General features: G+C 47.7%; 19 protein-coding genes and 1 pseudogene. 7 read left to right on the forward strand and 13 right to left on the reverse strand.

Going from position 1 to position 23,451, the window contains the following annotated elements; translation table 11 throughout:
• Positions 1-38: 38 nt before the first annotated feature.
• Positions 39-2,042 (reverse strand): serine hydrolase domain-containing protein, encoded by a 2,004-nt coding sequence (locus C7R94_RS22180; protein WP_106784788.1) that lies wholly within the window; start codon positions 2,040-2,042, stop codon positions 39-41.
• A gap of 144 nt (positions 2,043-2,186) precedes the next feature.
• Positions 2,187-2,603, reverse strand: a complete 417-nt coding sequence (locus tag C7R94_RS22185) for a VOC family protein (protein WP_106784892.1) — start codon at positions 2,601-2,603, stop codon at positions 2,187-2,189.
• A 216-nt stretch (positions 2,604-2,819) separates the two neighbouring features.
• Between C7R94_RS22185 and C7R94_RS22190 the strand changes: the two genes are divergently transcribed.
• Positions 2,820-3,557: a cyclase family protein gene (locus C7R94_RS22190; protein ID WP_047070713.1), complete on the forward strand. Its 738-nt coding sequence runs from the start codon at positions 2,820-2,822 to the stop codon at positions 3,555-3,557.
• Between the two features lie 74 nt (positions 3,558-3,631).
• Here C7R94_RS22190 and C7R94_RS22195 read toward each other — a convergent pair whose 3' ends face one another.
• Positions 3,632-4,663: a LacI family DNA-binding transcriptional regulator gene (locus tag C7R94_RS22195; RefSeq protein ID WP_106784790.1), complete on the reverse strand. Its 1,032-nt coding sequence runs from the start codon at positions 4,661-4,663 to the stop codon at positions 3,632-3,634.
• Between the two features lie 326 nt (positions 4,664-4,989).
• Here C7R94_RS22195 and C7R94_RS22200 point away from each other — a divergent pair, with 326 nt between their 5' ends.
• Positions 4,990-6,042, forward strand: a complete 1,053-nt coding sequence (locus C7R94_RS22200; RefSeq protein ID WP_106784792.1) for a 2,3-butanediol dehydrogenase — start codon at positions 4,990-4,992, stop codon at positions 6,040-6,042.
• Between the two features lie 170 nt (positions 6,043-6,212).
• Here the strand turns inward: C7R94_RS22200 and mleBRB are convergent, their stop codons facing one another.
• The 3 genes from mleBRB to C7R94_RS22215 all read right to left on the reverse strand — a co-directional run bounded on the left by mleBRB (position 6,213) and on the right by C7R94_RS22215 (position 9,646).
• Positions 6,213-7,058 (reverse strand): BRB family alpha/beta fold macrolide esterase, encoded by an 846-nt coding sequence (gene mleBRB, locus C7R94_RS22205; RefSeq protein ID WP_106784795.1) that lies wholly within the window; start codon positions 7,056-7,058, stop codon positions 6,213-6,215.
• A gap of 387 nt (positions 7,059-7,445) precedes the next feature.
• Complete coding sequence (locus tag C7R94_RS22210) at positions 7,446-8,927, reverse strand: ABC transporter ATP-binding protein (protein WP_106784798.1); 1,482 nt, start codon at positions 8,925-8,927, stop codon at positions 7,446-7,448.
• Positions 8,924-9,646, reverse strand: coding sequence for an energy-coupling factor transporter transmembrane component T (locus C7R94_RS22215; RefSeq protein ID WP_106784801.1), 723 nt, complete (start codon positions 9,644-9,646; stop codon positions 8,924-8,926). Before C7R94_RS22215 ends, C7R94_RS22210 begins: the two co-directional genes overlap by 4 nt.
• A 181-nt stretch (positions 9,647-9,827) precedes the next feature.
• On the opposite strand from C7R94_RS22215, the gene C7R94_RS22220 reads away from it, so the two are divergent.
• A complete protein-coding gene (locus C7R94_RS22220) occupies positions 9,828-10,802 on the forward strand; it encodes a helix-turn-helix domain-containing protein (protein ID WP_106784803.1) in 975 nt (324 codons plus the stop codon).
• A 52-nt stretch (positions 10,803-10,854) separates the two neighbouring features.
• Here the strand turns inward: C7R94_RS22220 and C7R94_RS22225 are convergent, their stop codons facing one another.
• The 6 genes and pseudogenes from C7R94_RS22225 to C7R94_RS22250 all read right to left on the reverse strand — a co-directional run bounded on the left by C7R94_RS22225 (position 10,855) and on the right by C7R94_RS22250 (position 17,048).
• Positions 10,855-11,256: a DoxX family protein gene (locus C7R94_RS22225; protein ID WP_106784805.1), complete on the reverse strand. Its 402-nt coding sequence runs from the start codon at positions 11,254-11,256 to the stop codon at positions 10,855-10,857.
• Positions 11,257-11,406: 150 nt separating this feature from the next.
• Positions 11,407-11,910 carry a tellurite resistance TerB family protein gene (locus C7R94_RS22230; protein WP_106784808.1) on the reverse strand — a complete coding sequence of 168 codons (504 nt, stop codon included), beginning with the start codon at positions 11,908-11,910 and terminating at the stop codon, positions 11,407-11,409.
• Positions 11,911-12,052: 142 nt separating this feature from the next.
• Positions 12,053-13,435, reverse strand: coding sequence for a TraB/GumN family protein (locus tag C7R94_RS22235; RefSeq protein ID WP_106784810.1), 1,383 nt, complete (start codon positions 13,433-13,435; stop codon positions 12,053-12,055).
• A 300-nt stretch (positions 13,436-13,735) separates the two neighbouring features.
• Positions 13,736-15,208, reverse strand: coding sequence for an S-layer homology domain-containing protein (locus tag C7R94_RS22240; protein ID WP_233220630.1), 1,473 nt, complete (start codon positions 15,206-15,208; stop codon positions 13,736-13,738).
• A gap of 159 nt (positions 15,209-15,367) precedes the next feature.
• Entirely contained in the window at positions 15,368-16,564 is a 1,197-nt protein-coding gene (locus C7R94_RS22245; protein ID WP_106784813.1) for a DUF418 domain-containing protein, read from the reverse strand.
• 108 nt (positions 16,565-16,672) lie between these two features.
• Positions 16,673-17,048: pseudogene (locus C7R94_RS22250) on the reverse strand (3'-5' exonuclease).
• 164 nt (positions 17,049-17,212) lie between these two features.
• Between C7R94_RS22250 and C7R94_RS22255 the strand changes: the two are divergent.
• A complete protein-coding gene (locus C7R94_RS22255; protein ID WP_233220631.1) occupies positions 17,213-18,235 on the forward strand; it encodes a GDSL-type esterase/lipase family protein in 1,023 nt (340 codons plus the stop codon).
• On the forward strand, positions 18,236-18,427 hold the full coding sequence (locus tag C7R94_RS30730) for an SGNH/GDSL hydrolase family protein (protein WP_233220632.1): 192 nt from the start codon (positions 18,236-18,238) through the stop codon (positions 18,425-18,427).
• A gap of 72 nt (positions 18,428-18,499) precedes the next feature.
• Here C7R94_RS30730 and C7R94_RS22260 read toward each other — a convergent pair whose 3' ends face one another.
• Positions 18,500-19,219, reverse strand: coding sequence for a metallophosphoesterase (locus C7R94_RS22260; protein WP_106784815.1), 720 nt, complete (start codon positions 19,217-19,219; stop codon positions 18,500-18,502).
• Between the two features lie 136 nt (positions 19,220-19,355).
• Here C7R94_RS22260 and C7R94_RS22265 point away from each other — a divergent pair, with 136 nt between their 5' ends.
• Positions 19,356-22,451 (forward strand): GNAT family N-acetyltransferase, encoded by a 3,096-nt coding sequence (locus C7R94_RS22265; protein WP_106784817.1) that lies wholly within the window; start codon positions 19,356-19,358, stop codon positions 22,449-22,451.
• 14 nt (positions 22,452-22,465) lie between these two features.
• Positions 22,466-23,323: an amidohydrolase family protein gene (locus C7R94_RS22270; protein WP_106784819.1), complete on the forward strand. Its 858-nt coding sequence runs from the start codon at positions 22,466-22,468 to the stop codon at positions 23,321-23,323.
• The last annotated feature ends 128 nt before the right edge of the window (positions 23,324-23,451 follow it).

Consider the following 23,451-nt stretch of genomic DNA (forward strand, 5'->3'; position numbering starts at 1 on the left):
CAACGAAGCACAAACAAGAAGTCACGGCTTGTTGTACACTAAAATAATTGGTCTGCGAACCGAGATAGTAACGCAGCCGCTTCTTTCCTTACCATCAGCTGCTCTGATTTATAATCGACACTACCATCTCTGCCTTTCACCACTTCTGGTCCGTATAATCCTTTTGCCACTACGAAATGGACTCCCTCTAAAGCCCAAGCATCTGTCCTACCACTCAGCTTGGCTTTTTTCGGCTCTCCATGAAGATAGCCAAATGCCATGCGCCATACGATGGTTGCTGCTTCTTGACGCGTCAATGGCTCGTTCGGATAAAATTTGCCATCCGCAGATGCTTTTAGTAAACCTAACTCGTAAGCTGCTTGAATTTCCCGCGCATACTTGTTACCTGAAAGATCCGTGTAAATCGGTTTATGCTTTGATGGGGCAATACCACTCCACTTGATGAACCAGCCAACAAACTCTCCTTTTGTTATCTGTTGTTCGGGCGAAAAGCGATTGTCTCCTTCCATATCAGCAAAGACACCGATCTGCCTCAGGTGATAAATATAGGACGCATATGGATGGTCATTTTCCACATCCTGATAACGTTGCGGCTCAGGCATTTTTTCTGCCCAACTATCTGATTTTAACTCGTAATAGAAAGCCCGCACATCTCCGTGATCGTTCAGCTTAAAAGCAGCTTTACTACCTTGTTCATCCTGGAATAAGAGTGGCTCCACCTCATATAGGACATGTTCTCCCAGCGAGTCTTTTACAATGAGTTTGCCGCCTTCAGCACGTATACGAGTCGTCCACATCCGGTTTCGCAAATCGCTGTATGTCCCTTCAAACTTCGTGAGTTCTTGTTTCGCTAACTCAATCCCTTTTTTCTGCTCATTTTTCGGGTAGTAATGATCCATAAACGCTTTAATCAAAGGCAGACGAATTTCGAAGTCCTTATTGACTGTAACAAATACTCCCACTTTTTCTTCCGGGATCAACCACATCCCGGTATGGTATCCTTGTAAATCTCCTCCTTTTTCAATAACATATTGTCCATTGTAATTTTGCTGGTTGGCATATTCGAAACCAAGGGCCATGTTATTCAGCTTTGGATGCACGGAAAGATGAGGTCTGTGCATTTCTGCTGCCGTTTCTTCTTCCATAATCGTCGCATTCCCAAGCTTTCCTTTATTGAGATGAGCAATCATGAATTTAGCCATATCAGAACCAGTTGAGAGCATTCCACCATCAGGAAGCTCAGTTGGTACCATTGCATAAGTCGGGATCGGCTGTCCGATAAGATTATAAGGTACAGCCAACTCTTTGACTATTGAGGGTGTAAGTCGAAAATCACTATTTTCCATGCCAAGTGGCTTAAAGATGCGTTCCTGCACGTATTCACCAAATGGTTTTCCTGCTACTTGTTCTACAACATAACCTTGAATGGTGAAGCCGAGGTTGTCATATCTGTAAAACTCTCCTGGCTTGCGAATGACATTTGGGAGATTGTCCATAACGAATTTCTTTAAAGAAACCTCCCGTTTCAAGTCGGTTGTTGAACCGTCAGAAGTGTCTCCAAAGTCAAATCCAGTGGAGTTCGTTAACAGATGTTTCATTGTAAGAGGAGTGCCTGTCTTATTCGGAATCCGGGCACCCCCCATATATGCGGATACATCTTTGTTCAAATCTATTTTTCCTTGCTCCGCCAATTGCATAACGGCTGTAGCTGTAATAACCTTGGTTACTGACGCTACACGGAATACGGTGCGATCAGGATCGACCGGAATCTTCTTCTCTACATCCGCATATCCATACCCTTTTTTAAAAAGGACCTTGTCTCCTTTTACAACTACAAACGCAGCTCCTGCCATGTTGTTCTTAATTTCGGATCGGTTAAAAAATTCATCAGCAAATTGCTCTACCTCTCTCGGATCATCCGGCCCAGATACAGAAGATGCGAACACTTTTGGTGGAGAAACAACTCCGCTTCCAAGGCTGACGCTCATAGTAAATACAAGTGCAGTCGCCATTAATGTCTGTAACTTCGAAAACATTTTCATAAGATTGCTCCTCTCCTTTACCCTTATTTCCTTCTATATAAGAGTAAACGACCAATCTTAATCGCATTTCTATACAACCTTAATAGAACATGAATTTTTTGCTTGTTCATGCAAAAACCCCTGATTTCTCAGGGGCACGATTCTCTATTCTGTCGATATCTGTCTCCTATCCATATACAGTACATTCCACCGATGACCATCCAAATCAGCGAATCCCGCCCCGTACATCCCCGGACCATGCTCCCGCGGCTCACTGAAAACAATGCCCCCAGCCTCTTTCACCCGATTCACCAATTCATCCACTGCTTCCCTGCTCTCGGCATCGATCGAAAACAACACTTCCGTTCCGCGCTTCGTATCTGCCAGCTCATTTTGTGTAAACGATTGAAAGGCAGCTTCTGGGAAAAGCATCACCAAGAGGTTTTTTTCACCAATCAATAGGCCCGCTACATCTTTGCTATTCTCATGGCGGGGATGAAAAGAGAATCCGAGTGCGGCAAAAAACGATTTGGACTTTTCGAGATCCTTGACAGGCAAATTGATCCAAAGCTCTTTTGTCATGGGAATTTCTCCTTCGCGTTTTGTTTGGATGATACTCATTCTTCTCCTTTTAAGAATAGCAGAATCATGCTCGAACGCTTCTTCCCGATTGCTATTTTTTTAAACCATTCATTCATATTATTGCGATATTGACACTCGGAATTAGAAGCGATAAAGTATTGGATAAACTTGGTTGCACAAGCGCGAAAATTCTAAAAATAGTAACGAGGTGGGCACATGGCAAACGATTTAATTCAAGCAATTACCCTGTTAAAACAAAAAGAATGGGTAGATCTCACGCACACATTCGGTCCGGAGTCCCCGCACTTCCACGCATTTGACGCCGCCGAATTCCAAACGCTGTTCACACATGACGACGGCTTCTTTGCCCAGCGCTTCTCTTTTCCTGGACAGTACGGTACCCACTTGGATGCACCGATTCACTTTGTGCGCAACAAGCGTTACTTGGACGAGATCGAGCTGAAGGAACTCGTATTGCCGCTCGTCGTCATCGACAAATCAAAAGAAGCTGAAGCCAACAACGACTATTCGCTATCCGTGGAAGACATTTTGCATTTTGAAACCGAGCATGGTCAAATTGAGAGCGGCTCCTTCGTCGCCTTGCGTACAGATTGGAGCAAGCGCTGGCCAGATGTGGAGGCCTTCAACAATAAGGATGCAGATGGCAACAATCACGCTCCTGGCTGGTCCTTGGAGGCTTTGAAATTTTTGTTCGAGGAAAGACAAATCAAAGCAGTCGGTCACGAAACCTTCGATACGGATGCGACGATCGATTACCGGAAAAACGGAGCACTTTTGGGTGAATATTTCGTCCTCGATCAAGACACCTATCAAGTAGAGCTGCTCAAAAATCTCGATAAGCTCCCGGCAAAAGGTGCTGTCATCGTAAACATTACACCAAAGCCTGAAAAAGCCTCCGGGTTTCCTGTTCGTTCGTTTGCCATATTGCCTTAAAGCCAAAGCCGAGTAAACGTCAGGTATCATCACCGATCACCTGTCTTTCACTCGGCTTTTCATCTGAAAATGCTCTACGTATCCAATGAGGATTTACGGATAACCGCTACACTGGACTCCCTGACAATCAGCCGCGGCTCGAACTGCACGCGTTCGTACGCTCCTGCCCCCTGCTCACGAATCCGTTTCAGTAAAAGCTCAGTCGCCAGCCGTGCCACCTCTTCCCCCATAATCGAAACAGAGCTGATTTGCGGGGTCGTAATCGTCGTCCACACATTGTTGTCAATGCCCACGACCGCGACATCTTCTGGTACGCGGACTCCGAGCTCTTTGAACCGATTCACGATCCCGATTGCCACCATGTCATTGACCGCATAGATAGCGTCCGGCATGTTTTTCAGGCTAAAAAAGTAATCAGCAGCACGAAGGCCCGTCTCAAACGAGAAGTCCTCACCAAAGTACACCAGCGAAGGATCGATGTGCTGAAGTGACGCCTCATAGGCAAAATACCGCTCCTCGATTTTGTCCTTCGGCGCACCTGCGTAAGCAATTCGCGTACGGCCAATTTTGATCAAATGCTCCATGACGAGCCGACCTTCTTGACGGGCCATGCTGACCACATCTGCTCTCACATTGTCTTCGAGCTTTTTTCCGTAGTTAATAATCGAAACCGGAACACTCGCTTTGTTAATCATCTGGACCAACGTTTTCGGATAGGCGAGCGGCATGATAATCAGCCCGTCTACGTGCAGCTTTTTGACCTCACGTACAGTCTCAAGCTCCATTCGGGCATTTCCCGCTGTATTAATTTGTACGACGCGATAGCCATGCTGCTTGGCCGCTTGCTCGACCGACCAGGCGATATCCGGAATGATCGCATTGCGAATGTCAGGGACAGCCAGTGCGATTTGATAGGTTTGGCGCACCTTTAGACTTTGCGCGGAAGTGTTTGGAATAAAGCCCAGCTCGTCAATCACGTCCAGAATCAACGCTTTCGTCTTCGGACTGATTCCCCCGCTGTCATTGATGGCCCTCGATACCGTTGCGATTCCTACGCCTGCCTTCTTGGCTACGTCTTCTATTGTCACTTTATTTTTTTTGTCCAACGCCTTGCTTTCCTTTCCATATTGGAATCGTTTTCTATGTTTCCGAGCTAAAATATTTTTTCTTACCGCTATTATAGCATACACAAAACCTATGGTAACGAGGCGTGAGCAAAACATGGCAGGCAACTCCGCACCTGTTGCACAACACCTATATATCCTCTCAACCTAGCTAGAATCAACATCCTCACCTCTGCCAATTGCACACCCCGCCTACCGAATCAAATTGACAAGATGCCAAACTTATGACATATTATTTTTCGGAAACGTTTCCTATTTTACTTGCTGAACTTCATATAGAATCCAAATCGAACGAGGAGATGGCAGATATGAAAGCATTACGTTGGCACGGTCTGAAAGACCTCCGTTTGGAAACCATTTCAGAACCGGTTGCAACCAAAGGTAAAGTGAAAATCAGAGTCGAGTGGTGCGGGATTTGCGGAAGCGACTTGCACGAATACGTGGCTGGCCCGATCTTCATCCCACAGGGAGCTGAACATCCACTTACAGGCGAAAAAGCCCCGATCGTAATGGGGCATGAATTTTCCGGACAAGTAGTGGAAATCGGCGAAGGCGTGAACACCATCAAGGTTGGCGATCGCGTCGTTGTCGAGCCAGTTTTCGCATGCGGAACATGCGCTGCCTGCGGACAAGGCAAATACAATCTTTGTGAAAAAATGGGCTTCCTCGGTTTGGCCGGTGGTGGTGGCGGCTTTTCGGAATATGTGGCTTGCGATGAGCACATGGTCCACAAAATTCCAGACAGTCTCTCCTATGAGCAAGGCGCTCTTGTTGAGCCATCTGCCGTGGCCCTTTATGCAGTTCGTTCGAGTCAGTTGAAAGCTGGTGACAAAGCTGTCGTATTCGGCGCTGGTCCTATCGGCTTGCTTGTTATCGAAGCACTGAAAGCAGCAGGTGCAGCTGAGATTTATGCAGTAGAGCTGTCCCCTGAACGTAAAAGCAAGGCAGTTGAGCTGGGAGCTATCGTCATCGATCCGAAAGAATACGACGTCGTCCAGGAAATTCACAACCGGACAAACGGCGGCGCAGATATCGCCTTTGAAGTCACAGGCGTGCCTCCTGTCCTTACGCAAGCCATCGAATCTACCAAAATCGCTGGACAAATCATGATCGTCAGCATCTTCGAAAGAGAAGCGCCAATCAAGCCGAATCACATCGTCATGAAAGAACGCAGCATGACAGGCATCATTGGCTACCGCGACGTATTTCCTGCCGTCATCAGCCTGATGGAAAAGGGCTTCTTCCCGGCGGACAAGCTGGTCACCCAGCGCATCAAGCTCGACGACATCATGGAGAACGGTTTTGAAGCTCTGCTGAAAGAGAAAAACCAGGTGAAAATTCTCGTTAGCCCGAGAGCATAACCGAAAACGATTCCATAAATATCGTGCTATTTCCTTCCACAGAAGGACATACGCCATTCCGCTACAAAAAACGGAGAGAAAGCAGGGTTCATTCCTGTTTTCCGCTCCGTTTTTTTTCGTTACCCTCTTCGGTTTTTAACCTTGCGCTCTGCGAAGAGGAGGAAGTGTCATTACGCTTCCTTTTCTTGCGTATGCTTCAAAATCGCTTCGATGACGACATCCCAATCCCCCCGTGGAAGCTCATGCCCTGTCCCTTCCAATGTGAGCAAGACTGCTCCAGGAATGGTATTCGCAAGATGTAAGGCATGCGCGAAAGGGATGAGCAAATCTTCTGTACCGTGAATCACGAGAGCTGGTACAGCGATTTCCGCTGTCCGCAACAGGTACGGTTCAGTGGCTGTCACAAAGGCGTGGTTATTTCTACTCGCATAATGGTTGCTTCTGGCGATATCGATTTGGGCCAATTCACGAACGCGCTGCTCGTCAAAAGGATGTTTGGAACCACTGAGAACTTTCCAACCCGCAACCGCCGCCTCTAACGCCTCCTGCTCATCCTCCCAGTTGATCTCCCCCATCTTGCTGAAAAACTCCATCAGCTTCTCATCGATTGGTGGTAGGCCAGGAGCAAAATTGGACGTTGCGTGCAATGTGATGGTACGAACTCTTTCAGGATGTCGCAATGCAATCATTTGTGTCAACATTCCGCCCATTGACATACCAACGAAGTGCGCCTGCTGTACGCCGAATACATCTAGGACGTGAACAGCGTCATCCGCCATATCTTCAAACGTATAACCCGGTTGGCCAACCTCGTAGGTCGTGGAGCGTCCGACATCCCGATTATCAAAACGAATAACAAAGCGTCCGGCGTCGGCTATTCGCTGACAAAATTCTTCCTCCCACCAAAGCATGGACATCTGGGCTCCCATAATCAGCAAAATCGCCGGATCTGTGGGCTTCCCAAAGCTTTCCGCGCATATTTCCACACCATTTACTTTTAAGATTTGTTCTGCCATTGCAAGTTTTCCTCCTCAACGAACTAAAATAAAAAAACACAGGCTAGGCTGCCTGTGCTTACGTCATCGAAAAAGGAAGAAGAAACGAAAACCATGAACATCAGATACCAGCATCTGATTGTACTAGATTGGTTCCATTCTCTTCGCAGATCATGCAAATAGAGGGGGGCATCACGCTTGCTTGCCTTCCTCACTCCTATTTGCCCATGATTCAATTGGGTTACCGTAGCGGCAATCCATTTTCCGATTCGTATGCACACAACATAGCCTTTTCTCACTATTTCATCGATTGTGTTGTGCGAATAAAGTATCGAAAAATTAATTTGCCACACGTAACCCTCCGTCCCTGATAAGTTGTGACCATCCTACCACATGCTTTTTCATCTGTCAACGATTGGCAGTTTCAATCGTTGTTCGAAGCCCTGGCTCCGCAAAAATCGTCTCAACATCCCGGGTAAGCCGCAGCTCAACCACTTGATCACATGCCAGCTTGGAAAGAATCTGGTCATGCGTGATAATGACAACCGTTTTGCCTGCTTCGGCCAGCTTTTTCACCCATGCGGCCACCTTCAGCACTCCATCGCCGTCAAGTCCGCTTGTCGGTTCATCCAGCACGATCAGTTCTGCCTCGGAGCAATAGGCGGCTGCCATCGTGACCCGCTGCTTCTCTCCACCGGATAGTGAGGCAGGATGCCGATCGCGAAGCTCACGCAAACCGAAAGCATCCATCGCTTCATACGCCTTTTCGCGGAGCTCTTCATTCAAGATTTTCCCCAACACGATTTCGTTCCCGACGCTGTCTGCGTAGAGCTGGTAGTCCGCATCCTGCATCACCAAATAGCTCACAGCCCGTCTTTTGCTGACGGAAATTTTACGACCTTGGTGGACAATCGTCCCTTTTCGCTCACGAAGAAGACCACATAAAATTTTGCATAGTGTCGTCTTGCCCGTACCGTTCTCTCCCGTCAACGCTGTTACGCTCCCCTGCGGAAGCGAGATGTTGATATCGGTGATGCCGTCGTTTTTCTTTTTATAAAAATAGCTAAGCCCTCTTCCTTCCACCATGAACGTGGACATCTCTGGCTGCTCCCGTTTCTTTGTTGTCTCGGGAAGCGTCATGTCAGGATGACGCAAACCGTACATACGAACGTCATCATGAGACAGCTGGCAGAACTCGTCCTTGGTCCACGTCCGTGCGATTTGGCCATTTTCCATGCAGACAAACAAATCGACAACGGGTAGAAAAGGAACTAGCCGATGCTCGCTGATTAGCAGGGTGGTACCGTTTTGCTTGAGCTTGCCCAAGATTTCAATCAGGTTTTGCGTAGAGGAAGCGTCCAGATTCGCAGTAGGCTCATCCAGCAAAAGAAGTGGTGGTGTCAAAACGGATGCGGCCGCTATAGCCACCCGTTGCTTTTGCCCGCTGGACAGCTTATGTAAAGAGGTATCGAGCAGGTGGGAAATCCCGAGCTGGCTCGCCTGTTTTTCCATCCGGCTTCGAATCTCGTCTGGTGCCATGCCAATGTTTTCTGCGGAAAACGCCAGCTCATCCCGGACGGTTTCCATAAAAAATTGGCTGCGGGGGTCTTGAAATACAACGCCCATTAGCCGTGTCCGCTCCTCGGGCAGCATGCTCGCAGGACTTTTGCCGCCTATGCCTACTTCACCCGTGAGACGTCCGACATAAAAATTCGGCGCGAGACCATTGACCAGCCTCATAATCGTACTCTTGCCGCAGCCCGATCGCCCACATAGGACGACACACTGTCCGGCTTTTATAGATAAGCTGATATTTTTCACGCCGGTCTCAGTGTCATGTCCTCCATCTTCCTGTCCATAATGAAACGTGACGTCGTTCAGCTCAATCACGAAATCATCCCTCCCATCCAGTAAATTGCCGAGCCTATCAGCGCATAAACTCCTACGACGATGCCATCTGTGATCTTGAAGCCAACCGGGTAGATAGAGGTCCGCGCATTTGTGCACTCGATACCGCGGAGTTCAGCAGACGACGCCAGTTCTGACGACAGCTTCAGGCAACGGACGACCAATGGCATAAAAAAACATTCGTAGGCCATGGCCGGATGCTTCAGTACGCTGTACCAATGCGGAAAAATCCCTCTGGCGCGGATTCCGTCACGAATCGCTTTCATTTCCAAAATGACCACGGGGAAAAAACGGATCAAAATGCAAATCATTACCAAAATCGGCTTGGGGACATGCATCTTCTCAAACGCACTCATGATACTGCCGGGTGGCGTATAGATCAGAACCGTGCCAATCATGATGACTGGCATCATTCTCACCATCGTGTAGACAATGAGCTTCATTGTTCCTAACGCCAACGCATTCGGCATGAAAAACACAAAAGCCATGCATACGCAATAGAACACGACCAGTTGAAACGCCTTTCTGGACAGGTGATTCCATACCAAGTACACTACACTTAGTGCCACCAGTAGATGCACCTGCATATCATCACGAACGATCATGGCCAAGATACTCGCTATGACCAGCACCAACAGATGCGTTCTGGGACCGAGCCGTCTCGTACGAGTTGTTTCTTTTTCATATGCTTCTTCCTTCATTCGACAGACACCCCTACAACCGAGATCACACACAACCTTATTAAGGGGAGAAGAAGCACGCAGCATTCCCCCTTACAAATCGTAATGATAATGATGATCATAATCTCTAGCAATACGACAGGTAGACATACGTCTTTTCATGGTATGTTTTCGTCCGATCACGGCATGGGTGGTGACTTTAATGAAAGATATACTGACGGAACTACATACACCGTGTTTAATGCAATGCGGCTTTTATCCTGACGACGACCACGGTCCATACAATCCCGAAGGCGTTTGCTTTTCTGTTTTGCCAGAGAAAGGGCAGGGGCGCTACTGGACTTATACGCGCGACAACCTGTTCTCGATTTCGATCCAAGATTTCGTCTTTTACGAGGATTTGTTTCTGGAATTCCAGCAACCCAAGTACCTGAGCTTCAATTATTACGATTCCGTCTCTGGAGAAGAATTCAATCCGTATAAACGATTGTCAAGCGGCTGCATCCGCGTCCATATCGGCTATAACAATGTGTATCGGGCCAGCTATCGCAAAAACATCCCCATCCGCTCGACAGCTATTGAAATCATGCCGGAATATTACGAGGATTATTTGAAAAGCAAATATCCAGTAGAGTATAAGGACCTGCGCTCGTCCTTTATTACGGTAGATGGGATGACGAATTTCGCGGAGCTTGTTTTCTTGCTCAGACAGATACGGAATTTTCGGGGAACGGGAATTGCCGCAAAGCTGTACTACGAGGGGAAAGTCGCAGAAGCAGTATCACTGATCGTGGAAAAGGCCAAAGCACACAAAAAAACGCATCCAACGAAAAGCATATCCCGGCAGGATTTGGACGGGCTGACAGCTGTGACCGCCTATATTGACGATCACTTTGCCTCTGAAATACACTTGGAGCACCTTACCCGGATCGCCTGCATGGGACTCACCAAGCTGAAATACACCTTTAAGCAAGCGAACCAATGCACCATTACCGAATATATCCAAAACAAGCGAATGATTCACGCCGAGCAGCTCCTCTCGAGCACCGATTTACATATCAATCAAATTGCGTATATCGTGGGCTACCATAACTCCAGTCGCTTCTCCCAGCTATTTCGCAAAAGAACCGGGCTGTTGCCCAACGAATACCGGAGATTCACAGTTACAACCAAATAGGGTAATGGAAAAAGCTGTAGCCGATGATGTGGCTACAGCTCTTTTGTGTTTATCATTTTTCTTCTTTGGCAGCGAAAAGCAGCTTTCGCACCCGCTCATCCCGCAGCCACAATCCGCCCCACATCAAAATCGCGAGGTAGACAGCAAACAGCGTATGGGAAAAGAGTGGCGCATCGACACGGATCTGCGTCGCAATGACACCACCGAAAAATCCAGTCAACAGAAGCGCACCCAAAACTGCTGTCCGTGGTATAGCATACAACACTGTTGATACAAGGGCGAGAATTCCAATCACGCCAATATGATGCTCCGCATAGCCGAGTACGAGGGTTCCCTCTACGACAGGAGCAGGTTGGATCAGTTTGAATACGCCGTCAAAAAGCATAAAAAGAATGACAAGTCCGCTCATAATCCGTGCAATCCACAGACGTGTTTTGGAAATTTGACTCCGCATGGGGGTCCCACCTTTCATTTTTTTCCTAAACAAATCGTAGCACAATCACAGCGGTAGCATTTCTTCTGTATTGCTCTTTTGGGGAGCTGCCCTTTTCGAAAAACGAAAAAAACCTTCTCAAATGAGAAGGTTTTGAATTCGTATCATGGATTAAACGGGAAGGGTAACTCTGTAACCTGGTTGGTTCTTTGGATGGTTTTGATTTACGAACACACCACGGTCATTTTTCAACACGATTACTTCAAAGAATGGACGGAAACGATCTTCCGAAATATTAAATGCAGTCAAGAACTTGCCAAACAGCTCTTGCTCTTCACGCTCAGGTTGGCCATCTGCCAGAGAAGAATCGATCAGGTTAACCAGAATGCACATTTTTTGAGCATCTGTGAGCAATGGAGTTACTTCGCTCAAGAATTTCTCGATGGAGTTATTGCGTGTATATTTCATTGCGTTTTCGAGCAACTGTCTGTTATTCGCACCTACACCAATCACGCCGTTGTTTTCTTCACCGCCCAATACAGCGAGCAATTGACCGATTTCCTCATGGTCCATTTCTCCATCTGATTTCATCATGTAGAGCAAGGAACATGCGAATCCAAAATGAGGGGTCATTTCTTCCCCTTTGTCTGTCTTAAACATATCAAACAAGCCCACGCAAAATACCTCCTATGTATGCCAAGATAGTATAATTTTACTACCAACTGGAGAATGTTAGCAACAGTTGTCCGGGTAAGCAATTTTTCAGTAAACAAAAAAGAAGTGCCAGCATGTACGCCGACACTTCCTATTCCAGCTCTTATTGCAATTGTTGCACATGATAGCCCTTGGCTTTCAAATGATCGATAACCATACCTTCCATCGAGAAGTGGGCAGCACCGACCACGACAAAAGAAGTCGTTTCCCCTTCTTTCTCCAACACTTCTGCCAGTTTCATAGCCATGTTTTTGTCTCGCTCACCGAGCAAACGCTGGTTTACTTCGCCCTCACCGAAATCGCCATGCGTCGTCATGATCTGGATAAAGCCATTCAGATCGCCTTCTACCCATTCCGTCTGCATGTCTTTTAAGAGCTTTGTTCCGTCCTCCAGCCCTTTTTCGGACATAGCGCTATCTAAAATAATGTTCAATTCTTTTTCCTGCTGCTCCGCCGGTACACCTGACAGCAAATCCGCTTGCAGCTTAATGCCTTCCAGCTCGTTGATCGGCTTCTCATCCAGCATCGCCTTCGTCAGGAAGTACCTGTCGATACCCGTTAGCATCGCGAACTGAACATCCGTTTCACTGTCAACATAGCCAAGCGTTGGCACAGACAACGAAATAGCAAATGGTCTGTAGGTGTCAAAGGAATTGGTTGGCAGTTGCAGCTTGGCAAGCAATTTTTGCACCTTTTGGTACGTCTCCGCGGATACGTGGTCCTTCAATGTGGTGCCATCCGTGTATACCATCTTTTGTGTTAAATAGTCATTGTCACCGTTGATAATATCGGCTTCGACCCACAGTTCATCCGACTCATCATACGCTTCCCGGATGTCTTTTTGCATCGGGTACATATCTGCGATCCCCATGTGAATCGAGCCAAGCAAGTACATGGTGTTTTTGCCGTTGGTCACTTTCCACATGAGACCTTCGGCACCGCCGCCCACCGTATCGTATGCAAACTCGACCAGTCTGCTCGCCATCACTGTCGCTTGTTCAACCGTGCTTGGCTGATTCAGCTCGAGACCTGCGCTAGTCCCTTTGACCAAGCCTTTTTTCTTCATGTAGTCAATCGGGTTATCCCCGGTCATTTCGAATGCTGCTGGCAGTTCGTAGTTTGCCAGGAGTTTGTACAAAGAAGTAATGACTGCTTCTCTCGTAATGACCTTATCAGTCGAAAAAGACAAAGAAGCGTTCTTTTTCTTCAGTCCCAGATGATCCAGCTTTTTCGCCGTTCCTTCCATCAAGGTAGTAAACTTGTCAGCAGGAATCGATTGCTGAAAAGACCCTTCTTCATACCACGCCAGTGGAAAAATTCCGTATTTCTCCCCTTCGTTCAACGTGGTCACCGACCAAGGACTGATTATGGGAGCTACGGGAGTCTGCCCGTGGACTGGAAGCACATACCCTAGCAAAAGCGCCAAGCTGAGTGCACCTGTACCCGCCCAGCGAGTCAGTTTGTTCCAGCGTTTGTTTAATTTCATGAAACTTTCTCCTCTCGATTCTAAGCTGAATGATTTTGTGCCATTCTATCTTAGTGGTAGATTATACCACAACATTCTGGAAGAGATAACCGAATGATAGAAAAGAATAGAAAATACGACCTTTTTCACTATACATAAAAAGCATCGACATTGATCGTCGACGCTTTCCCTGTTGCGCACAGCCTGCGCGTTTTTGATGATATCGAATCCAGCCTTATCTGTTTACACTCCTCATGTTCATCACCCATTAAAAAACTCACCCTCTTATTTTACAGGAGGGTGAGTCCTTTTTCGAAATCGTTACTTCATGGATGCTTCTTCAATTTCTTTATACGCCCAATGACCAGGTACGACATCCGGCCATCTCTGCGGGCCAGCTTGGTTCTCTGGCACGCGATTCAGCACGCGATTGAGAATCGTTACGGCTTCGGCACGCGTCAGTGCTTTTTCAGGCTGGAAGGTGCCATCAGGATAACCTGCCATGTAGCCTTTTGAAACAACCGCTGCAATGATTGGAGATGACCAGTGATCTCCCCTCACATCAAAGAAGGCTGTTCCCCCTCCCACACCTTGCAAGGCCTTGTATTTATAGATGACCGCAGCTATTTCCGCTCGAGTAATGTTGGCCGATGGACGGAATGTGCCATCTGGGTAGCCGCTCATCATACCGGCTGCACTAGCTTGATGAATCGGATTTACTGCCCAGTAGTTGTCGGCTACATCGAAGAACCGTCCCTTATTCACAGAAGACTGGCCCACCATTTCAGCGTTCAGTAAAATGGCAGCCATCTCCGCACGTGTTACTGTGCGATCCGGTTGAAACGTTCCGTCTGGATAGCCATTGATATAGCCACGTTGGCTCTTGCTTTTCTTATTGGCTGCAGGGCGTTCCTCTTTCTTATCTGTAGAGCTGCCTCCAGTGAAAAAGCTGTTTGTCGGCGTGGTATAGGAATCTTTTTTGCGGTCTCTGTCCCGATCCCGGTCTCTGTCCCGATCATCGTCATCCTTTAGATTTCTCCATGCTTTCTTCAAATCGTACAGAGCGTCGTCTACCTCCGACTGCGTGGCATGTGGATCGTCGATGACATCCCATGCATGTTTAAGTGCATCTTCCAAATCACGCCAGCTTGATCTGGTGTAGTCGTCTTCATCCAAGTCTTTGTCCTCGATCTCTTCCACTTTGGCTCTCAATTCTCTTTTATAGACCGCGTCATCTTGCCTCTTCAAATCTTGTCTCGCTTTGATCAGTTTCTCAAGGGCAACATCTACGACAATCTGGCTCGCATTCGGATCATCCAGGACAAAGTAAGCCTGCTCCAGCCTATTCTGCAGTTCTTTCCAGCTGGTCCTCGTGTAATCTTTTTCTTGCAGCTTTTCCACTGCAATTTCCTCTACTTTCGTTTGCAGTTTACTCTTGTCGACTGTGCCATCCTGCTTCTTCAGCCCTTCTCTTGCTGTGACTAACACGGACAAGGCACCATCGATTTCTGCTTGGGTGACGTTAGACTTCGTCAGTACGGCTTTTGCAGCATCCAGCGCATACACAAGCTTGCTCCAGCTGTCGGGCGTATATTTTTCCTGAACCAAATTCTCGCCGTTAATTTCATTGACTTTTCCTTGTAAGTGACGAAGATCTACAGTGGATTCTACCGCGGCTGGCGTTTCCTCAGCACTTGCTGCTTGGCTTACAGGCACGAATATGGATGCTTGGAAGATCAAGCAAAAGAGGCTAAAGAAAACAAGACTCGTTACGGCTCTTTGAAAACGTCCCAATTCCCATCCTCCGTTCTTTACGATGACCCATTCGATCATCTTTTTTCCAATCATTTACATCATATGATGGAAACCAATAAGAGGATTCATATTTTTAGAGGCCAAAAACAAAAAACCAAGTAGCCAATAGAGCAGCTGCTTGGTTTTTATTTTCTGGCACTAAGCAGAAATAGGTTTTTCCAGGCGTTGCTTTGCCTTGCCGGAGAACGAAAGATTCGTCCACATACGCAATAGTCGTTCCACTGGACCATAACGGAATCGTTTTAGATACAGCGGGCTTAATAAAAGCTGTGCCACATAAATCACGATCGCTAATCCACAGCCAGCCAATACCCCGATCTTTCCGAACCATCCGAGTCCATATCCATAAAAGATCGTCGTACAAATGACGGTTTGCATAAGGTAATTGGTTAAGGAAAGTTTCCCCACGGCTTCAAACCTTGGCAGCCAAGCTGATTCCTTGCCTCTGGAAAAGAACCAAACAAAGGCGAAAATGTAACCGATGGCAAGAATGGTTCCCCCCGATATCTCACCGACGCCACTCCACCAACGTCCCGGCAGATACACATGTAGCGCTTTTAACAAAAGTCCCGCTGGCAAGAAGATCAGCGTGTTTCGGAGATACGAGATTCGTTCTTCCTCTGGCTTCTCGAACCACCTGCGCTTCGCAGCATACATCCCAAAAAGAAACATGGGTGCGCTCATAAGCGGCGCGATCAACAGTAAAACAAACATCATGTATTCCGGCAAACCAAGCGGATCTTCACTGCTTCTGTGATGCACAATCTCCTCGTATGTTCCCGTGCCATAGACGGTCATAGTTTTGACCACATAAGCTTCCATACGGGCAGGATCGGTAATACTCGCAGGATCATTCGGATCATCTGGAGCTAGCCCCATTAAACTGATGAGACAGAGTAAGACAATCCCCCAAATGAGCAGAGTTTTCGGTTTACGGTTCATGAACAGCAATAGAAAGAAGCCCATCATGCCATAAAAAGCCAAGATATCCCCTTCCCATAGGAAGTACGAATGAAGGAAACCAAGTCCGATCAGCATCAAAAACCTGCGGGTAAGGTAGCGCTTTTGCCTCAAGCCTTTGGCAGCCAAGCTTTGCTGCATCTTGATCATGCCAAAACCAAACATGAAGGTAAAAATCGGCATAAAGCTGCCTTCCACAATTATTTTCACTAGCTTGTAAGCAGTCATTTCATAATCGGGGAGGGCGTATAAATCCATTTCTTGGCTTCCCCAAATCCCATACTGGAAAATCAGCATATTCGCCATCAAAATCCCTAGTAAACTAAATCCCCGCAAGCCATCGATGATGCGAACGCGGTTCTGCTTTAGCTCCATGACTATCACCTCAAGCCTGATTGTAACGAGCTAAGCTTAATGGCTTCTAAATCGCACCTTATCGTTACCTTAATTTCACATTTATCGTGGCTTGCGTATGGTGGACGATCAGGAAAACTTCAACCGATCAAATATCGCGACGAATATCTTGGCGATGTTTCTGGCATCATCCATTCCACGATGATGTGTTCCTTCGAGTGGGATATTCAACATCTGCAATGCCTTCCCCATCCCGACACCGCGCTCGGCTCCAATCATTTTTCCGTGTTGGTACTTGATCCACCTTTTCTTGAGAAATGGATGTTAATTTTTTGCAAAAGTCTGAGAGAATGGGGTTTAGCTTCGGCTTGATAAAAGTTTGAAACTCACCGATCACGGCAAGGTTTTCATCCAGCTTTACCGCTCCAATTTCTATGATTTCATTTTGCTTCGTCCTGTCGTTTTCCCAGCACGTAGCTTCCAGGTCAAAGATGATGTAATTCATAGTCATTCCTCCCCTCTGCAAGTATACCAATTTTCCCCTAAAAGCTACTACAGCCAACCAAATGCATGCTTGTTACATGATCAACCGATATTGTTCTCATCTGCACCCGATATTGATTTCTCTATTCTATGGTATGACTATCTTGTAAGAAGGAGTTATTGCGTATGAAGATGGTACAACGATGGGTAAGTATTTTTCTGTCAGCGGCGATGCTATCGACCCTCGTCGCCTGTGGTGCGGCCGACGACAAGGGGCAGACTCAGCTCGCTACGACACAGGCACCTGCAGGCAGCGTCCAAGAATTGTTCGACAGCAGCTTGTTCGTAGGCGACTCCATTATCGGAGGACTGACGAACGATGACCTGCTGCTTGAAGCGAATGTCATGGGGGGATTGGGCGCAACGGTCCAATCTACGCTGGACAACGTCGAAGAGATCATGAGCCGCAGGCCTTCGCATGTGTTCCTATCAATGGGACAGAACGATCTCGGGGAACCGCTGGAGGAAGCGACGGAGACATTCATACAGAAATACACTCGGCTGGTCAATCGTATAAGGGAGCTCCTGCCGGAAGCCCGCGTCTACATACTGTCGATTACGCCGGTAGATGCCGCATCTCCGCTCGGTGCGTCCATGAACCCGCAAATTGAAACATTCAACGCAGCCCTGCAAAAGATGGCGAAGGAGAAGGAAATCGACTACATTGACCTTGCCCCCATTTTCCAGCAGCACAAGATTCAATACGATGAAGACGGCTCTCATTTCAAGAACGCATTCTACCCAATCCTGCTGGGCTATTTGAAGGAGCGGACGAATATGGCCAATCAGCCGCGCGGTCCAGCGGTCACCGATACGAACGAAGCCTACAAAGCAGCGTTCAAGCACAGTGTTTTCCTGGGGGATTCCATCCTGGGGGCGTTGTCCTATCTGAACAAAGTGGATACGACGAACGTTATCGCCCCGAGCGGCGCGACGCTCTCTCTCGCCCTCATGAATGTCGAGAAACTCGCCAGCCGGGCACCGGAGCATGTATTCATTCTGCTGGGCAGCAATGACATTAAATTGTCGGACAAGCAGGAATTCGTCGAGCAATATCGCCAGCTGATCGACAGCATCCGGAGCAAGCTGCCGAAGGCCAACCTTCACATCCTGTCGATCCCGCCAGTCTCCGAGGAAACCCTGAAGTAAGTGCCGCAGTATGCGAACATTACGGACTTCAACCAAGCGATTGAACAGTTGGCCGATGAAGTCAAAGTCGATTACGTGGACTTGTCACCCCTCTTCGCCACCAACAAAATCCAATACGCGGACAACGGCGTTCACTTCAAACCGCATTTCTATCCGATGCTCCTGGACTACCTGAAGGGGCTTGTAAAGTAGGAAAATGACCGGTAAGTTGGCAAGAAGCATCAAAAAGCCCCCACCTTTTAACTAGGGTAGGGGCTGTGTATTTTAGCATTTGACAAAGTGGTTCCTGTATCCTTCCGTATTGATTTCCAACGCATTTAGTTGTCCACCAAAATAGCCGCACCCGCCATCTATTCCTATTTTATCACCTTCTGTCGAATACCAAATATGATTGGGTTCTGGATTCGATTTTATTCTAGAAGTTGGAGTATGTCCAAATACCACAACTTTGTCAATGTCTGTTGGACTTTCAATAAAATCCTCACCTATCCAGACAAAATCAGAAGGTGTTGTTTCTCGCCAATTCCTTGGACGAACTCCTGCGTGTACAAAAATATGTCCTTCATCTTCAAAGTAATAAGGTAACTGGTTTATAAAATCAATCTCTTCTTTGCGCTCTACTTTGAGTGTTCTTTTCACAAGCTCTATGTCGTTAAAAACTGAATCCTCAACACCTTGAAGAAAACTGTCTATTGCGTTCATACCACCCATTTTATGTAGAAAAAATAAATCAAAGGAAGGGTTCCGAGAGTCCAAAAATTCAATCAAAGAATATTCATGATTCCCCATTAAAGCAATTGCGTCTTCCTCCTCCACCATTCTCTTTATCTCCGAAACAACTTTTAAAGATTCAGGTCCTCTACTTATATAATCTCCAATAAAAATAACCTGGTCCTGTACAGGCCTATAATTTACTTTTTCCAGTAGCTGCTTAAGTACATGAAAATATCCATGGATATCACCAATAATAAGTTTCCGTTTCATAGCTACCTCCTTCCTGCTTACTCTTATTATCTCATATTCAGATTCTTTTTCCGAAAACTAGCAACAATTCTATGGTTCAAACGTACTACTCTTAGAAGATCCATCATTTAACAATGTAATCGAGGTGTTAACAAGCATGGAAGCATCAATCTCAATTGTCACCTACCGCCCTGAGCTGGCCGCAGCGGTCGCAGATATGTGGAATGCCAGCCGAGATAGCTGGGGAGGCGGAAATTCGATTACGACAGCCGAACAAATCAGACAAGAAGAAGCAGCCTCTGACGCTATCACCGTCTATCTCGCAATGGAAGGCGAAACGGTCGTTGGTTATTGCAGCCTGGCCGAATATCGGGAAGATACTGGTGCCCTCTACATCCCATTGCTCAATGTACGTCCCGACTTTCACGGAAAAAAGGTCGGCCGCATGCTGCTTTCATGCGCACTGGAGAAAACGATTGAGCTCGGCTGGCCGCGACTTGATTTGTATACATGGGCAGGAAACACGAAGGCTGTTCCGTTGTATAAGAAGTTCGGCTTTTTCTGGGAAGACCGGGACGACGCCACTCACCTAATGAACATGATTCCTTCTGTGCTCCGTACCGAGGCGATCGCCCACTATTTTGAGGAGCTTGACTGGTATCAGGACTCCACACGGGAGATCGTCGTAGAGCCAGACGGACGCAAGGAAAATGGCTTTGATTACTTCACCTACTCCTGGGCAAAAGGAGAAAAGAGCTTGCGCGTAGAGTTTGAGCGGCGCGGTCGAGGCATGCGCTCGATCGAGACGGAAGATTATCTCGTGTCTGCCGAAGTGGAAAAGCTGGAGCTGGTCTTTGGACGGGAGTATCGGATTCACTACCGAATCGTCAACAAATCAGGCAAGCCGTTACAGATTTCGTTAAACGGGCAGCCGAGCGACACGATCCGCTTTGATTATCAGCACGAGCTAGCTGTAACAGGGGAAACCATACTGTCAGCAAACTTTTTTGTCGATCCAATCTCAGAAGAGCAAAGCATCTGGCGTACGCATCCGCGTGTCTGCACCAACCTGCTGATCAACGGCAAGGCAGCGCTGTTTGAGGTAGGAATCCTTCCCAAGTTCCCTGCTACTCTTTCCTTACATGTACCTGGCCTCTCTTATCCGGGACAGACAAAACTGTTTTATTTGGACGTGGAAAACAACTTTGCGGAAGAAGCCGAATTTTCATTCGAGCTGCCCGCATGTTCATTTTTCGGCTTACAAGAGCAACGCCACACTTTGAAACTGTCTGGCAAAGAGCGCATGTCGCTTCCGCTTAAAGCTGATCTGTTTGAACACGGCTTTTACGAAGCGAACGTACAGGTGGAGGCAAAGCTCGCAGATGGCAGATCGGTTTCTTTTGCCAAAAAAATCGGGGCTGCCTTTACGGGACTCGGTGCGATGGTGTCGGGAGAAACGGAACAGGCTTGGCAAGTTCACCATGGCCGCCATTCGCTCTACTTGAACAAAGAAGATAATGAGATGACCGTTGTCGGCGGGACAGGCGGGGAGCCAACCAATCTCTTCTATCCCAAGCTCGGCAAACCGTTTTCCAGCGAGTTCTCGAAGAAACGTGCCGAGAAAGTTGCGTTTATCGCAGAAAAAGGAGCCATCGGAATCCGGGCAACGTACCGCTCCGGTGCATACCCGCAAATTGCGTTGATTAGCAAAACGCTCCTGTTCGGAGATGGCACCGTAGAACACGGATTGGAGATAGAAAACCACTCTGCTGACAAGCTGGCTGCTGAGCTGTGGCTAAACCAAGGCTTTCATCACAGTTTTCATCGCCCCATTGTGCCGTACCAAGGCCGTTATGTGGAAACACCGTCCTCCTACGGCAGCGATATGGACTATTGGGATGCTGAGTTAGTCAGTGAAAACTGGCTGTTTACACAGGATGAAACGGCCCCATGGGGAATGTGCTGGCCTCCTGAATACCGCTTTGACATTCAAGGCTGGTACGTCACACTTGAAACCACTCTCGGCATGCTTGCTCCGCAGGAAAAAAAATCGTTTGGCCCGATTCACTTCTCGCATGGTAGCTATACCGACTGGAAAGAATTCCGCGCCTTTGCCCGTAAAGAACCACTGCCAGCAGACCTGAGCTTGACCTCTCATCTGGAGTTGAGTGCGAATGGGCAAAATCCGTTTGTCACAAGCAAGGAACTGGATGTACAAGTAAAAGAATACAAGCAGCAATATTTGGACGGAGAACTGATGGCATCTCTTTTGAGCGAGTCAGCTTCTGGACAAACGCAGAGCTTTACAGAAGCTGAGGAAGAGACGGAATCTGGCTTCACCTTCAAGACACCGGAAAAACCATATGACCTCGTGCAAGTAGAAGGACGTTTTGCCACGCATGTGTCGCAATTGCAGAGCGCGATTTTTCCAATTGGTCAAGGCAAGATCATCCAGGAGCAAACAGTGGAAGAGGGACAGCAGGTCTATATCGCGGACAATGGACGATTGCGGATCAAAGCCGCTCCAGATTTTGCTTCGACACTCTACTCGCTCACAAGCAATGGGCAGGAGTGGCTGGACAGCGCATTCCCTGAGCGGAAGCCGAAATCTTGGTGGAATCCGTGGACAGGTGGAATTGGCAACTATATGGAGGAGTTAAGCGCGTTTTCATTGGTTAAGGAAGAGCGGACGGCTTCCTTTGTCGAGCTAGTCGACAACAAGCAAAATGCGTGGCAGGGAATCAAGGTCAGCTACCATGTGAAAAAGCAGGAGAAGTATCGCGGGTTGACTTGCCACCAGTATTACTTGCTGCTGCCAGGAGCACCTGTCCTCTGTCACACCGTTGAGATCGAGCAGAATACCGGAACGTACTTTGCTGGCAAGGAATTGTCCACGGACATCTTTTTGCAGCCTGGAACCGAGGACGAAGCGGTATGGCTGAAAACCGTCGGTACGAATGGCGAGGAGCTCAGCTACAAGCTGGCGCAAGGTGAATTGGATGTCCTTGAAGTTTCCGATTATGTACTCAGGCGAGCTAACAGCAAGGATCAGATGCATATCGTTACTGACCTCGATACTGCGGACCTCCAGGTATACGCAAACAAGGAAGTGGCCGTAGCTTCTGTCATACGCGAACTGAATCTGCCAAACAACAGCACGACCTTTACTCCGCCTGTCTTTTTCCTGTTTGCCGACAACACGCTTCCATCCAACGCCTTATCTGACTTACGTGCGATTCGCTTTGCCAAATAAGGGAGGGCTTCACAATGAAAATCATTGATGCGCACATGCATTTATCCCATATCGAGGAATTCAAGCGGACGGCGGCAGAAAAGTCGTTTGTCGATTACTCCGTCGCTGGTCTCTTGCAAGAATATGCCGAAAATGGCGTAGTCCTTGGGATCGGCATGGGCTTGACAGAGACTCAGCCAGACGGCTTTCCCGATGTGGAAGCTGTCACTCCTATGGGACTAGACCTGACAGACGAGCTGCCGCCGCAGTTCGTCTATTGTCTGGGAATCAACCCGTTTAAACTGGATGAAGCAGCAGTGGCACGCTTGGAAGCTGACCTGCAAAAGCCCAACGTGGTCGGGTTGAAAATCTATCTGGGCTATTATCCCTTCTACGCCTATGATAGCGTCTACGATCCCGTCTATGCGCTCGCAGCCAAATACCAGATGCCTGTCGTCTTCCACACCGGAGATACGTACTCGGAGCGCGGACTCTTAAAATACTCCCACCCTCTCACAATGGACGAGGTGGCGGTGAAGCATCGAGACGTCAATTTCATGATGGCCCATTTTGGCGACCCGTGGGTACTCGATGGGGCAGAAGTTGTTTATAAAAACCGCAATATGTTTGCAGATCTCTCCGGCTTAATGGTAGGTGACGCAGCCAATTGCAAGCGACTTGCCGAATCCCCTCTCTTCTTCTCCCATCTGCGCCACGCGATCACCTATTGTGATCATTACGACAAGTTTTTGTTCGGAACAGACTGGCCGTTGGCTCCAGTGAAGCCGTATATCCAGTTTGTCCAGGACCTGATCCCCGTGGAGTATCACGAGGATGTGTTTTACAAGACAGCATTGAAGGTGTTTCCCAAAATCAAGCCATTGGTTGAGTAGACCGCATACAAATCCCATGTCTTCCTCTCGAAGAAACATGGGATTTTTCATTTGTTCAATAAAACTTCTTCTATTTACGACAAAAAACGACAGTTTCCGTATTATGATAGTATATGCGAGTTTGCTTA

This window comes from Brevibacillus sp. NRRL NRS-603, assembly GCF_003013445.1.
GTDB lineage: Bacteria > Bacillota > Bacilli > Brevibacillales > Brevibacillaceae > Brevibacillus > Brevibacillus formosus.

Coding starts and splice junctions, on each gene's coding strand:
- C7R94_RS22180 (WP_106784788.1), bottom strand. CDS start 2,042: ATGAAAATGTTTTCGAAGTTACAGACATTAATGGCGACTGCACTTGTA.
- C7R94_RS22185 (WP_106784892.1), bottom strand. CDS start 2,603: ATGACAAAAGAGCTTTGGATCAATTTGCCTGTCAAGGATCTCGAAAAG.
- C7R94_RS22190 (WP_047070713.1), top strand. CDS start 2,820: ATGGCAAACGATTTAATTCAAGCAATTACCCTGTTAAAACAAAAAGAA.
- C7R94_RS22200 (WP_106784792.1), top strand. CDS start 4,990: ATGAAAGCATTACGTTGGCACGGTCTGAAAGACCTCCGTTTGGAAACC.
- mleBRB (WP_106784795.1), bottom strand. CDS start 7,058: ATGGCAGAACAAATCTTAAAAGTAAATGGTGTGGAAATATGCGCGGAA.
- C7R94_RS22215 (WP_106784801.1), bottom strand. CDS start 9,646: ATGAAGGAAGAAGCATATGAAAAAGAAACAACTCGTACGAGACGGCTC.
- C7R94_RS22220 (WP_106784803.1), top strand. CDS start 9,828: ATGAAAGATATACTGACGGAACTACATACACCGTGTTTAATGCAATGC.
- C7R94_RS22225 (WP_106784805.1), bottom strand. CDS start 11,256: ATGCGGAGTCAAATTTCCAAAACACGTCTGTGGATTGCACGGATTATG.
- C7R94_RS22235 (WP_106784810.1), bottom strand. CDS start 13,435: ATGAAATTAAACAAACGCTGGAACAAACTGACTCGCTGGGCGGGTACA.
- C7R94_RS22245 (WP_106784813.1), bottom strand. CDS start 16,564: ATGGAGCTAAAGCAGAACCGCGTTCGCATCATCGATGGCTTGCGGGGA.
- C7R94_RS22255 (WP_233220631.1), top strand. CDS start 17,213: ATGAAGATGGTACAACGATGGGTAAGTATTTTTCTGTCAGCGGCGATG.
- C7R94_RS22260 (WP_106784815.1), bottom strand. CDS start 19,219: ATGAAACGGAAACTTATTATTGGTGATATCCATGGATATTTTCATGTA.
- C7R94_RS22265 (WP_106784817.1), top strand. CDS start 19,356: ATGGAAGCATCAATCTCAATTGTCACCTACCGCCCTGAGCTGGCCGCA.
- C7R94_RS22270 (WP_106784819.1), top strand. CDS start 22,466: ATGAAAATCATTGATGCGCACATGCATTTATCCCATATCGAGGAATTC.